Origin of the sequence: Dorea hominis (assembly GCF_014287705.1) — a bacterium.
Taxonomy (GTDB): Bacteria; Bacillota; Clostridia; order Lachnospirales; family Lachnospiraceae; genus Dorea_D; species Dorea_D hominis.
In genome coordinates this window covers 82,605-95,601 of record NZ_JACOOY010000001.1, presented here as the reverse complement: position 1 = coordinate 95,601, position 12,997 = coordinate 82,605, and the positions used below count along the sequence as shown (strand labels likewise).

Annotated in this window: 14 protein-coding genes and 1 other annotated feature; of the genes, 12 read left to right on the top strand and 2 right to left on the bottom strand. The window is 38.8% G+C overall.

What is annotated here, in order from left to right:
- Positions 1 to 6 precede the first annotated feature (6 nt).
- The 5 genes from H8S07_RS00495 to H8S07_RS00475 all read left to right on the top strand — a co-directional run bounded on the left by H8S07_RS00495 (position 7) and on the right by H8S07_RS00475 (position 2,496).
- Complete coding sequence (locus H8S07_RS00495; RefSeq protein WP_186855203.1) at positions 7 to 519, top strand: hypothetical protein; 513 nt, start codon at positions 7 to 9, stop codon at positions 517 to 519.
- 43 nt (positions 520 to 562) lie between these two features.
- A complete protein-coding gene (locus tag H8S07_RS00490; RefSeq protein WP_074140231.1) occupies positions 563 to 1,147 on the top strand; it encodes a hypothetical protein in 585 nt (194 codons plus the stop codon).
- 592 nt (positions 1,148 to 1,739) lie between these two features.
- The gene (locus H8S07_RS14825) at positions 1,740 to 1,931 is read left to right on the top strand and encodes a type II toxin-antitoxin system RelE/ParE family toxin (protein WP_243059749.1); all 192 of its coding nucleotides are present in this window, start codon (positions 1,740 to 1,742) and stop codon (positions 1,929 to 1,931) included.
- A 27-nt stretch (positions 1,932 to 1,958) separates the two neighbouring features.
- The gene (locus H8S07_RS00480) at positions 1,959 to 2,249 is read left to right on the top strand and encodes a helix-turn-helix domain-containing protein (RefSeq protein WP_021861047.1); all 291 of its coding nucleotides are present in this window, start codon (positions 1,959 to 1,961) and stop codon (positions 2,247 to 2,249) included.
- A gap of 70 nt (positions 2,250 to 2,319) precedes the next feature.
- Entirely contained in the window at positions 2,320 to 2,496 is a 177-nt protein-coding gene (locus H8S07_RS00475) for a hypothetical protein (protein WP_021861046.1), read from the top strand.
- A 161-nt stretch (positions 2,497 to 2,657) separates the two neighbouring features.
- Here the strand turns inward: H8S07_RS00475 and H8S07_RS00470 are convergent, their stop codons facing one another.
- Complete coding sequence (locus H8S07_RS00470; protein ID WP_118287839.1) at positions 2,658 to 3,191, bottom strand: ECF transporter S component; 534 nt, start codon at positions 3,189 to 3,191, stop codon at positions 2,658 to 2,660.
- Between the two features lie 638 nt (positions 3,192 to 3,829).
- Here H8S07_RS00470 and H8S07_RS00465 point away from each other — a divergent pair.
- The 7 genes from H8S07_RS00465 to H8S07_RS00435 all read left to right on the top strand — a co-directional run bounded on the left by H8S07_RS00465 (position 3,830) and on the right by H8S07_RS00435 (position 11,368).
- Positions 3,830 to 5,215: an alanine/glycine:cation symporter family protein gene (locus H8S07_RS00465; RefSeq protein ID WP_118287840.1), complete on the top strand. Its 1,386-nt coding sequence runs from the start codon at positions 3,830 to 3,832 to the stop codon at positions 5,213 to 5,215.
- Between the two features lie 81 nt (positions 5,216 to 5,296).
- Positions 5,297 to 5,545, top strand: a binding site (T-box leader).
- A gap of 122 nt (positions 5,546 to 5,667) precedes the next feature.
- Positions 5,668 to 6,699 (top strand): ABC transporter substrate-binding protein, encoded by a 1,032-nt coding sequence (locus H8S07_RS00460; RefSeq protein ID WP_186855202.1) that lies wholly within the window; start codon positions 5,668 to 5,670, stop codon positions 6,697 to 6,699.
- Between the two features lie 37 nt (positions 6,700 to 6,736).
- A complete protein-coding gene (locus H8S07_RS00455) occupies positions 6,737 to 7,609 on the top strand; it encodes an ABC transporter permease (protein WP_118287842.1) in 873 nt (290 codons plus the stop codon).
- Entirely contained in the window at positions 7,610 to 8,383 is a 774-nt protein-coding gene (locus H8S07_RS00450) for an ABC transporter ATP-binding protein (RefSeq protein WP_118287843.1), read from the top strand.
- Between the two features lie 48 nt (positions 8,384 to 8,431).
- Positions 8,432 to 8,953 carry a dCTP deaminase/dUTPase family protein gene (locus H8S07_RS00445; RefSeq protein WP_021861040.1) on the top strand — a complete coding sequence of 174 codons (522 nt, stop codon included), beginning with the start codon at positions 8,432 to 8,434 and terminating at the stop codon, positions 8,951 to 8,953.
- Positions 8,954 to 9,008: 55 nt separating this feature from the next.
- Positions 9,009 to 10,370, top strand: coding sequence for a spore germination protein (locus H8S07_RS00440; RefSeq protein WP_021861039.1), 1,362 nt, complete (start codon positions 9,009 to 9,011; stop codon positions 10,368 to 10,370).
- 134 nt (positions 10,371 to 10,504) lie between these two features.
- Positions 10,505 to 11,368 (top strand): DegV family protein, encoded by an 864-nt coding sequence (locus H8S07_RS00435; protein ID WP_118287844.1) that lies wholly within the window; start codon positions 10,505 to 10,507, stop codon positions 11,366 to 11,368.
- 226 nt (positions 11,369 to 11,594) lie between these two features.
- Here H8S07_RS00435 and H8S07_RS00430 read toward each other — a convergent pair whose 3' ends face one another.
- Positions 11,595 to 12,950, bottom strand: coding sequence for a sodium-dependent transporter (locus H8S07_RS00430; protein WP_186855201.1), 1,356 nt, complete (start codon positions 12,948 to 12,950; stop codon positions 11,595 to 11,597).
- Positions 12,951 to 12,997 lie beyond the last annotated feature (47 nt).

Here is a 12,997-nt window from a genome sequence, read left to right as displayed (position 1 = left end):
GAAAAAATGATTTACGAACCCGAAAATCTAAAAAAGAAAAGAGCAATGTATGAAAAAAAAGATAAATGGCTCATTAGATTAGCCTTTCTATTTTGGGCGGTACTGCTATTTATTTATGTGAACATAGTAATTCCCTATGTAAAATTAACAATTGGTTTTTTAGGCATTATCGTTGGTGGTATTGCCGTTATTACTATTGTTTATTTCTTTATCATGTTCTTTGTTTTAATGCGTAGAGGATATCAGTTTAGAAAAATGAATAACGATATTGTAAGAGAATATCAAGAAAATAAAAATGGAGAACTCTTTTTAGAAAAACTTCTTGCAATGGATATGAAGCCTAAAGATATGCAAGATGAAATGACATGGTATCTTAATATTGCAACTGCATTTAATGTATTAGGTAAACGAAATGAAAGTATTGCTTTGTTTAAACAATTAGAAGAAGTTGCAACAGAAAAAGATAAAGAATTGATTCAGAATAGTATTAAATTTGTGCAAGAACAGTTAGAAAAATAATAGTGATTAAGTAGTAAGGGAAAATCAAAGGAGCGATTAGGTAATGACAATTCTTATTTATTTTTTAACAATAGTATTTGGTATAGTATGTTTTGTAATTATGAAAAAGAAACGCTATAAAGTCATGCCACTTATCTGTTTGATTATGTTTATTTGTTTCATTGGCTGTGGAATCGTTTCTATCTTATCTTTAACTTTGCCATATGGTGAGATTTTGGTTTATCCATTGGGAGCAATTATATTTGGTTTGGTATTTATTTTGGTTGGGGTAAATGATTTATATTCGTTATTGCGTTGTAGAGAAAAAGTGGACGGCGTGTATTGTGGCTACAATACATATTATGGTGGCAATGGCATTTCTACACAATCTCCAATATTTGAATATACATATAACGGAACTTATTATCGTGAGCAAACAGCACAAAATATATCTCATAAACGATTAAATAGGAGTATGACACAAGGAAATGTATATAGCATATATATTGACCCAAAGCACCCAGCAGTATTTATTCTGGCTAAAAAAATTAAAATAGGAACAATAGTTTCGATAATATTAGGGTTATTCATATTTACGTATGGAATTGATTTATTATTAAAATTTTTGCCTATGTTATTGAGTCGATAGTATATACTTTGTTGGTAAATTGTCTGATAACCTTATATCACATATAAAGCAGTTAGTCTTAGGATTGACTGCTTTTAAAAAAGACATCATTATATCTAAATGATGTCTTTTGGGTATTATTTTATAGGTCATATCAAGGCTCATTCAATCGTGGTAAATTCGTGGTAAAATGAATGTTTTTTTATACTTCAAAATGCTTGAAAGTCTAGTGTTTATGCGGATAATCGAAAATTAGGTATATAATTTATTTGAATTTAGTATGATTTGTTACGAAAATGGTGTAGAAAAGGTGTACAAAAATAGAAAAATTGTTAAAAAATGGGAATGCCAATTAAGGCATTCCTTTTTTAATGCAAAAATAATATAAACAGATGTTTTACATTGATGAATACAACATATATGATGTATTATGCGTAATATAAAAGAAGAAAGGAGAATATGTAATTATGATACTACATGATTATGAAACTTCTTCTGGAAGGAATGTAATTAAAGAATATATTGATTCTTTGACAATCCCTGAAATGGTTGATGGATATAGTGTCAGAGAAAAAATGGAGAATGGAGAATTCGAGAAACTGAATATTAAAAGATGGGAGAAAAAATATACGAAGTATATTTTTACAAACACAATCGCATATTTTATATTATCCCAGACGGTGACAATATTTATTTATTACATGCATGCAGAAAGCAAAAAAACAAAACGGAAAAGGGAGATTCAAAAATAATAAAAAAGAGAGCAAAAGAATTGGGAAAGGCATTGGGAAAGAAATTTATATAAAAATATAGAAAAAGAGGAGTGAAAGATATGCCATTCATACAAGCAAATATAAAAAAAGAAATTGAAGAAAAAAGAAAGGATGACAGTGAATTTAGAGAAGCATGGGATGAATCTCGTGCGGAGTATGAATTAATAGAAAAAATGATTATGCTGAGAAAGGAAGAAAATATAACACAAAAAGAATTAGCAAAATTATCCGGTAAAAGACAACAGACAATTTCAAAGATAGAACGCAAGGAAACAGTTCCTACTATAACGGCATTTAATAATTTATTAAATGCATTAGGATATGAGTTAAAGATTGTAAAAAAGCAGTAATTTGATTAATATATTGGGAGATATATTATGTTATGAACACCGGATTTTCGGTAGAAAAAGGAGAAGAAAAATGAAAAGATCAAAAAGAAAAGTCGTACAAAGCTGCCTGCTTGTCATGCTCTCTGCATTGGTTGTGGGAGGTCTTGCATCTGGACGAACTTGCATAACTGCGTCGGCAGATTCAGCAAAAAAGGTCGTTCTTGTGCAAGGACAGAAAAAACAACTTAAGATTCATCCGAATTGTTAAGAACTCAAAATCATCTTATAAATATAAGGTGAAAAGTTTAAAATATAATATAAACGTCTAAGAAGAAAACATACATAAGTAGTTAAAAAGAACCAGCGCATGATTTCATGTGCTGGTTCTTTTATGAGGGGCAAATATCTGAACAAAAATGATAATGTCACTTAGGAATGAGCGCGTTCCCCGGCAAGCTGTCTTACGTCCGGGATAGCGATCAGAGCCGGATATAAGATTGCGGAAATGACCAGTCCTCCGATACCCTGGATGATGTTGGCAGGAACACTTGCAAGTGCACCAGATACACCATAAAGGAAAATCTCGCAGAGGCAGTAGCCGCCGGCAACAAGTACAATATCAGCAACTCCGCCAAGGATAACGGCTGTAAATCTTGTCTTGGAAGAATGTCCAAGTTTCTGGTAAATCAGTCCTGCTACAAGAGCAACCAGACCTTTGATCACAAATGTAATCGGTACATAGATAAAATATCCGCCAATCAAATCAGCCATTGCAGAACCGATACCGCCGGCAAGGAGTCCGTATACCGGACCAAGGATCACACCGGAGAGAATCACAACTGCATCACCCGGATGGATATATCCGCCGGTTCCAGGAGTAGGAATGTGAATCGACATGGTTGCTACACACGATAAAGCAGCAAATAAAGCTGTCATAACAATTTTTTTCAGATTTGAATTCATAACTATCAGACCTCATTTCTTTTGTTTTGTTGTAGAAACTTTACAACGAAACTGGATTGAAATAAAGAACCAGTTATTGCAAAAATAACCATGCCAGTTTGGAGAGCGATAATATTTATCAGTTTGGAAACCCTTGTTTTACAGACTGACATTGACAGGAAATAAAACTACTTTGGCTGTCTTCTTTTTTCTTAAATTGTAGTCATATATGGAATATTTAAAACATATAATATACAAAAAATACTTGCATGCAAATTCCAAATATGGTAGTATAATTTTGTCAATTGGTTTAATGAATACAAGTTGTGCGAAAATTAGACTCCAAGGATGGAATTTCCCCGGAGTCTTTTTGTTATGGCAAAGAGGAAAATACACGCACTTATGCAAGTGCATCCTCGAACGCTAATCAGCGGATAAAACATACCAGTGTGTATTGACGAATACATGCAAGGACAACTTATTTGAAAAAAGATTTTCTAAAAATATTAGATAAAATGCCGAATTGTTCGATAATTATATAACAATTATTGATGTGTTCAATAAGTTCGGTTAAAATGTATTCAATAACTAAATAACCGGTATAGAAAGTACATGTACAGTAACTTAAGGACAGAGAATTCATGAAAAGGGGGCACATTATGTTAGAAGCAATTAATTCTGTCGTTACCGCAATTAATGGTGTTGTATGGGGCTGGCCGATGATCATACTCTTGTTTGGAACTCATCTTTATATGACTTTCCGGACAGGATTCATCCAGTGGAAGTCCGTAACAAAAGGAATCAAGTTATCTGTAACAAAGGATCCGGAAGCAGAAGGAGAAGTATCACAGTTTGGTGCGCTTACGACTGCTCTGGCGGCAACAATCGGAACTGGTAATATTATAGGTGTAGGAACAGCAATCGCTCTTGGTGGACCGGGGGCAGTTCTCTGGATCTGGCTTACCGGCGTTTTTGGAATCGCAACAAAATATGCAGAGTCACTGATCGCGGTGAAGTATCGTGTAAAGACAGACGATGGACGTATGCAGGGTGGTGCTATGTATGCGTTGGAGCGTGGATTGAATATGAAGTGGTTAGGTCTTCTGTTTGCTATTTTCGGAGGATTTGCTTCATTCGGTATCGGATGTGCAACGCAGGTGAACGCAATTGCAACAGTCTGCTATACAAACTTCCACATTCCAAGATGGCTGGTAGGTGTGGTAGTTGCAATATTAACAGCAATTGTTATTTTCGGTGGAATCAAAGCGATTGCAAATGTATGTGAGAAGCTTGTTCCATTTATGGCAATTTTCTATGTACTGGGATGTATCGTGATTCTCTGTATGAATTATGATTACATAATTCCAGCACTTGGAGTCATATGTCGGCTTGCATTTACACCAGGCGCAGCAGCAGGTGGTCTGGTAGGAAGCGGAATTATGATGGCACTCCGGTTTGGTGTAGCAAGAGGGCTTTTCTCCAATGAATCCGGTCTTGGATCTGCGCCGATCGCAGCAGCGGCAGCACAGACAAGGAATCCGGTCCGTCAGGCTCTGGTATCTTCTACAGGAACATTCTGGGATACTGTTGTTGTATGTGCAATGACAGGTCTTGTACTTGTAACAACAATTATGAAGAACCCATCGATTAATGCAGATGAGATCCCGGATGGTGGTGTCTTGACATCTCTTGCATTTGGTCAGATTCCGGTTCTTGGACCGATCATTCTGACACTTGGTATTATTTCATTTGCATATTCTACTGTTCTTGGATGGGCATATTACGGAGAACGCTGTGTAGAATATTTTGCCGGCAAAAAAGTATTATTACTGTATCGTTGCCTGTATGTGGCAGTTGCAGTTATCGCACCGGTTGTAGCGCTGGATCTTGTATGGCTGATCGCAGATACATTGAATGCGCTGATGGCGATACCAAACCTTGTGGCAGTATTGTTGTTGTCAAATGTTATCGTCAGTGAAACGAAGAAATACATCAACGATCTCGACGCAAAAGATGACACACCAATTCCGGTTATTAAAGATTAGTTAAAAATTTGAGTTACAAAATTAATCAAAGTTGTTCTTGACAAATATACTTTAATGAAGTAAAGTAGTGATTGTAGATAAGCAAAACCGTTGAGAAAGAGTAGTAGATTATCTGATGACATTACAGAGAGCGATGGGTGGTGGAACATCGTATGGAATGGATAATTGAATGGCCTTTCGAGGGCAGTCTGAAATCTTTGAGAGTAGGGCTTGTCGGGAACCGAACCCGTTATCAATCAGGAGTGTATGTTAGTACATGAGAAAAGTGGACGATTCGTCAAGTTGAGTGGTACCGCGATAATATTTCAGAATAATATTACCGTCTCAAACCGATAGGTTTGAGGCGGTTTTCTTATTTTATAAGACTTCCTTATCTGTCAGTCGGTCCCGATCATTTTTCTCTCCTAACAGGAAACAAAAATCAATAAACACAGAAAAAGGAGAAAAAGACAATGAAAAAAAGAGTATTAGCAGCAGTATTAGCAACAATGATGGCAGCAACGATGATGGCAGGATGTGGAAAGTCAGAGACAAAGAGTGAAGCAAAGAAAGATAGTTACACAATCGGTATTGAACAGTTCGCAGAGCACGGTTCACTGGACAACTGCCGGGAAGGTTTCTTAAAAGGACTGGAAGACGAAGGAATCAAAGAAGGCAAGAATCTGAAAGTTAAGTATAAGAATGCAGCCGCAGATATGGGAACTGCCGGACAGATTTCGGACAGTTTTGTTTCAGATAAAGTGGACCTGATCTGTGCGATCGCAACACCAAGTGCACAGAGTGCATACAATGCAGCAATGGACAAAGACATTCCGGTTATTTATACAGCCGTTACCGATCCGGTAAGTGCTGAACTTGCAGACAAAGATGGCGAAGCCGTAGGAAATACAACCGGAACATCTGACAAACTTCCGATAAAAGAACAGCTGGAAATGATCCGTAAGATGTTACCGGATGCAAAAAAGATCGGAATCATGTATACAACGAGTGAAGCAAATTCTGTATCTGCGATCAAAGAATATGAAAGCCTTGTAAAAGATTATGGATTTACACTTGTGAAGAAAGGAATCTCAACAACAGCAGATGTTTCACTTGCTGCAGATGATCTGTTAAGCAAAGTGGACTGCATCACAAACCTGACAGACAACACGGTCGTATCTTCCCTGCCGACAATTCTTGACAAAGCAAATGCAAAGAAGATCCCGGTATTCGGAAGTGAGATCGAACAGGTTAAGATCGGATGCCTTGCAGCAGAAGGACTGGATTACATTGCACTTGGAGAGCAGACAGGTAAGATGGCAGCACAGGTATTAAAAGGTGAAAAGAAAGCAGAAGAAATGAACTATGAAACCATTAAAAAACCTGGTTTCTATGTAAATAAAAAAGTAGCTTCTAATCTTGGAATCAAAGTTCCGGATGAACTATCCAAGAGTGCAGTAGAGAGTTTTGACGAGATCACAGCAAGCAAAAAGGCAGATAAATAAGAAGAATTAAGAAAGTAATGTTTTGGGAGGAAGTTTCATGGATTTTATCGTAACGATTTTAGAACAGGGGCTGATATATGCAATATTGGCACTGGGTGTATATATTACTTATAAGATACTGGATTTTCCGGATCTGACGGTAGATGGAAGTTTCCCTCTGGGAGCAGCTGTAACGGCTGCTCTCATTACAAGAGGGATGAATCCTTATCTGACACTGCCGGTTTCCTTTTTGGCAGGAGTGCTGGCAGGTGTATGCACCGGACTGATTCATGTGAAATGTAAAGTAAGAGATCTGCTGTCCGGAATTATTATGATGACGGCACTGTGGACTGTAAATCTTTACATTGCAGGTACAGCGAATGTACCGCTTTTTTCTCAGGACAGTATTTTTAAAAATGATTTTCTGACAGGAATTGTACCGGAGAGTATGAAAAGTTATGTGACGCTGATCGTCGTACTCATCCTTGCGGTTGTATGCAAGATCATTCTGGATTTTTATATGAATACAAAGTCCGGATACCTGCTCCGGGCAGTCGGAGATAACGAGACAGTCGTAACTGCACTTGCAAAAGATCAGGGCAATGTGAAAATATTAGGACTTGCAATTGCAAATGGACTTGTATCTCTGGCAGGATGTGTATTTGCACAGGAAGAGCGTGTGTTTGAAATCTCCATGGGAACAGGTGCGATCGTTATCGGACTTGCGAGCGTAATCATCGGAACAAGTATTTTCAAGAAAATCTCGTATGTAAAGACGACAACAGCGGTCATTATCGGTTCGATCATTTACAAAGCATGTGTGGCGGTTGCAATCCGTAACTTTGAACCGCAGGCAATGAAGCTGATCACAGCAGTATTATTCCTGATCATTTTGGTCATCAGTATGGAAAGAAAGACGAAGGTGAAATAGATGTTAGAATTAAAAGGAATTCACAAATATTATAATCCGGGAACAGTCAATGAGATGTGTCTGTTTGATGATTTTGGACTTCAGATTGGAAAAGGTGAATTTGTATCCGTAGTTGGAAGCAACGGCTCCGGCAAGACATCTATGCTGAATCTGATCTGTGGCAGTATTTCACCGGAAAAAGGCAGTATTCTGATGGATGGAAAGGATATTACAAAAGAAAAAGAATATAAAAGAAATCTCCGGATTGGAAGAGTATACCAGAATCCAGCGATGGGAACCTGTCCTTCCATGACGATCCTTGAAAATATGGCACTTGCCGACAACAAAGGAAAAATGTATGGACTTTTGCGGGGAACAAATAAGAACCGCATTTCTTATTACAGAGAACAGTTATCCAGACTGAATCTCGGACTGGAAGATAAGATGAGTGTGAAAGTCGGTGTATTGTCCGGTGGTCAGAGACAGGCGATGGCACTTCTGATGTCAACGATGACACCGATTGATTATCTGATCCTCGATGAGCATACGGCAGCGTTAGATCCAAAGACGGCAGACCTTATCATGGAACTGACCGATCAAATCGTAAAGGAGAAAAATCTTACAACGATTATGGTAACACATAATCTCCGTTATGCAGTAGAGTATGGGAATCGGCTTCTTATGATGCATCAGGGAAAAATTGTTTTAGATAAGAAGAAAGAGGAAAAAGAAGCAACCTCTATTGATGATATTCTTACAATGTTTAATGAAATCAGTATTGAATGTGGGAACTAAATAATGGTATGCTATATGATAGTTGATCAAAATAAGGAGAATTATGATATGGCTAAGAGAATTGCACAGTTTGAAAAAGTAAGTTTTGTACAGTTTAAAGAAGGATACAAAGATGCATTCGGAGATGTTTCGGATGAAGAAATCCGGGGAATTTATGAAAAAATAAAACTTCCAAGACGAGCAACAGCAGGTTCGGCAGGATATGATTTCTTCATGCCTGTGACGAAGACATTAAAAGTGCAGGAGACATTAAAAGTTCCGACAGGAATTCGTGTGAAGATGGATGAAAACTGGGTACTGAAATGCTATCCGAGAAGTGGTCTTGGATTCAAATACCGTCTGCAGCTTAATAATACAGTTGGAATTATTGACAGCGATTATTATGGCTCCGATAATGAGGGACATATTTTCGCAAAGCTGACAAATGACGGAAAAGAAGGGAAAGAAGTCGAATTAAAAGAAGGTACCGGATTTATGCAGGGAATTTTCGTTGAATATGGAATTACCGTCGATGATGATGTAGAAGAAGTACGCAACGGAGGATTCGGAAGCACCACAAAGAGTGAATAAGATAAAAGAAAAAGGACATCCTAACTGTCAGTAAGACAGTGGAGGGTGAACATATATGAAAGACGGGAAAAAGATTACCGCTTCAAGAGAAGAAAGCACATCCTATATGAATCAGACTCTCCCGATGAGGGAGAGCTTTGACCTGATTCAGCGCGATCTGATGATCGGCGAAAGGATGGCTTCTTTTTATTTTATCAATGGTCTGAATAAAGACGATGATATGTTAAAGCTGATGGATGCACTTTTAAAGATCAAAAAAGAAGATATGCCGGCAGGGATTCTGCAATTTATGGAAATGGCGATTCCCTATACGGAAGTAGAGCTAATAGAAGATTTTGACCAGGTGTTAAAAAATCTGTTTTCTGGTGTTACCTGTCTTTTTGTGGATGGCTATGAGGGGGCAATCGCAATCGATTGCCGTACTTATCCAGCAAGAAGTGTGGAAGAGCCGGATAAAGATAAATCACTTCGTGGTTCCAGAGATGGTTTTGTCGAGACTGTTGTCAGCAATACGGCAATGATAAGACGAAGGATAAGGAGCGAGCATCTTGTAATGGAGATGCAGGAGGTTGGCGACAGTTCGCGCACAGATATTGCCATCTGCTATATGAAAGACCGGGTGAACAAGGAGATTCTCTGCGATTTAAGACAGAAAGTCCTTTCAATCCGAACCGATGATCTCAGAATGAACCAACAGAGTCTTGCAGAATGTCTGATGAAGAGAAAGTGGTACAATCCATTTCCGAAATTTAAGTTTACAGAACGACCGGATACGGCTGCGGCATGTCTTTTTGAAGGAAAAGTGGTTCTGCTGGTAGATAATTCTCCATCAGCGATGATCTTGCCGACATCGATCCTGGACGTCATAGAGGAAGCAAATGATTATTATTTTCCAACACTTACAAGAGTGTATCTGAAATCAGCGAGAGGGCTGATTAGCTTTTTGACGATTTTTTTAACACCGGTGTTTCTTCTGCTTATGCAGAATTTGAACTGGCTCCCGAAAATGTTTGCGTTTGTGGCAGTAAAAGATATGATAAATATTCCGCTTATTTTCCAATTGTTGATTCTGGAGATTGCAATTGACGGATTAAGACTTGCAGCTCTTAATACACCGAGTATGTTAAGCACACCGCTCAGTGTGATCGCAGGTCTTGTGATGGGAGAATTTTCTGTAAAGTCCGGCTGGTTTAACAGTGAGGTAATGTTATACATGGCTTTTGTGGCTGTCGCTAATTACACCCAGCCGAATTTTGAACTTGGCTATGCACTCAAATTTATGCGGCTTCAATTGCTTATATTGACTGCTCTCTTTAACTGGATCGGTTTTCTGATCGGATGTATCGTTGTGGTGTGTAGTATCTGTTTTAATAAGACATTGTCCGGGTGGAGTTATCTGCATATACGGTTAAACTGATACGCTGGAAAATGTGAACAAACCGTAATAATTTTGGTGTAATTTTGGTGTAAGTTGGTGTAGTATTATGTTTTGCATATCCTGTTTCCAGGTGGTATAATGTAGCCAACCTAAGAAATAGGAGGATTTGAAAGATGAGTGAATATGTAATTTCTGTCAACAGTACAGTTGACTTACCAAAGGAATGGCTTGAGAAGAGAGCTGTTCCGGTGATTCCGTTAAAATATACGATAGATAAGGAAACTTATGATGATATGTCAGGTCTTACGTCAAAGGAATTTTTCCAAAAGTTAAGAGAAGGAAAGATGGCTGTGACGACACAGGTAAACCCGGAGCAGGCAAAAGAAGGTCTGGAGAAGATTGTAAGAGAGGGAAAAGATATCCTTCATCTGGCATTTTCTTCCGGACTCAGCGGTACATATAACAGTATGCGGATTGCGGCAGAAGAGCTGAAAGAAGAATATCCGGAGCGTAAGATCATCGTGATTGACACGTTGTGTGCTTGTATGGGAGAAGGACTTCTTCTGTATTATGCACTGAAACATAAGAAGGAAGGCATGTCCGTTGAAGAACTTGCAGACTGGGTAGAGCAGAATAAATTACATGTCTGCCACAATGTCACAGTAGATGACCTGCATCATCTGCAGAGAGGCGGGCGTGTGTCAAAGACAGCGGCAGTTCTCGGAACAATGGTACAGATTAAGCCGATCATCCATGTAGATGACGAAGGTAAGCTGCAGGTGATCGGTAAAGAGAGAGGAAGAAAACGTTCTATCCAGAAGATTGTAGATATGTCTGTAGAGCGTTCAAAAGGATGGGATAATGAGATTATCATGATCACACATGGAGACTGCCCGGAAGATGCAGAATATCTGGCAAAAGTTGTCCGTGAGAAGATGGGAGTGGAGAATATTCTTATCAATAATATCGGAACCGTGATTGGAAGCCATACCGGTCCGGGTGTACTGGCGGTATTCCATATGGGTGGAAAGAGATAGGCAAAGAAGCCTGCTCAGATCTTGCCAGACAGTCTATGGATGGAAAGATTCAAAAGGCAGTCAGTCAATGGCGATTTTTACGAGCTTCTGGTAATCAAATAAACAGCGGACAGGATTTTAGAAAATATTAACTGAAATCCTGTCCGTTTTATCTTGGGAAGAAAGTCCCAAATTATCATATTCTGCTGTTGGTGTATAATGTATTCCTGTAGTTGCAATATACTTCTTACAGAGTAAAGATTCCTAATGCACTTGCTACGGAACTTAAGAGGATCAGCACAAGGAAGATCGGAGCGATCCATTTGATCATAACTGCAAATAATTTTTCGCCTTTAAACGTTCCATCTGTCACTTTTACTTCGTCTGCGATCGTAGATGGCTTAATTACAAAACCGATAAAGATACAGGTGAAGAATGCTACGATCGGCATTAGTACGCTGTTGCTGACAAAGTCCATAATATCAAGTACAGACATTCCCATCCAGGAAATGAAACTGAGTGGACCGAATCCGAGAGAAGACGGAACACCCATAACAAGTGCCAGAATTGTTACAAACACACAGGTTCCTTTTCTTGTCCAGCCAAGTTTATCTCTTAAGATTGATACAATCGTCTCCATCAGTGAAATTGCGGAAGTAAGCGCCGCAAAGAACACAAGCAGGAAAAATACTGTTCCGACAACATTGCCAAATTTCATATTGCCAAATACTTTTGGAAGTGTAATGAACATTAGCCCCGGACCTGCCTGCAGTGCAGAACTGTCACCACCGGAAAATGAGAATACTGCTGGGATAATCATAAGACCTGCAAGGAAAGCAACACCGGTATCGAATATTTCAATCTGTCGTACAGAACTTTCCAGATGATTTTCTTTCTTCATATAGGAACCATATGTGATCATAATACCCATGGCAAGTGACATGGAATAAAAGAGCTGTCCCATAGCTGCAAGGATTGTCTTCGCGGATACGTCAGCCATATGTGGTTTCAGATAGTAAGAAAGTCCGTCCATGGCACCGTCGATCGTCAGTCCATATAAGGCAACGAACAGAGTTAGAAGAACGAGGATCGGCATCATGAATTTGCTGACCTTTTCGATACCCTGCTCTACACCAAAACCAACGATAACTGCTGTAACTGCAATAAACAAGAAAAACCATCCGATCGGTTCGAATGTTCTGCCAATGAAATCTGTAAAATAACTGTCGCCCGCTGCTGCGTGACCGGAACCAGTGACAAATACGAAAAAGTATTTGACAACCCATCCACCGATAACGGAATAATACGGGAAAATAATGATCGGCACTGCTGATGCCAGAATACCGAGAAACTTGAATCTTTTATCAAGTATAGTGAAAGCACCAATGGCGCTGAGTCCTGTCTTACGTCCGATTGCGATCTCTGCGGTCATCAGTGTAAAACCAAATGTGACTGCCAAGATCAGGTAAATAAATAAAAACGTTCCTCCACCATATTTTGCAGCGAGGTAGGGGAATCGCCAGATGTTACCGAGTCCTACCGCAGATCCGGCGGCTGCCAGTACGAAACCGAGCTTGCCGGAAAAACTACTTCTTTTTTGCATGTTAAAACCTCCTCTAATGATAAGCATTCCTTATAGATGTATTGTGT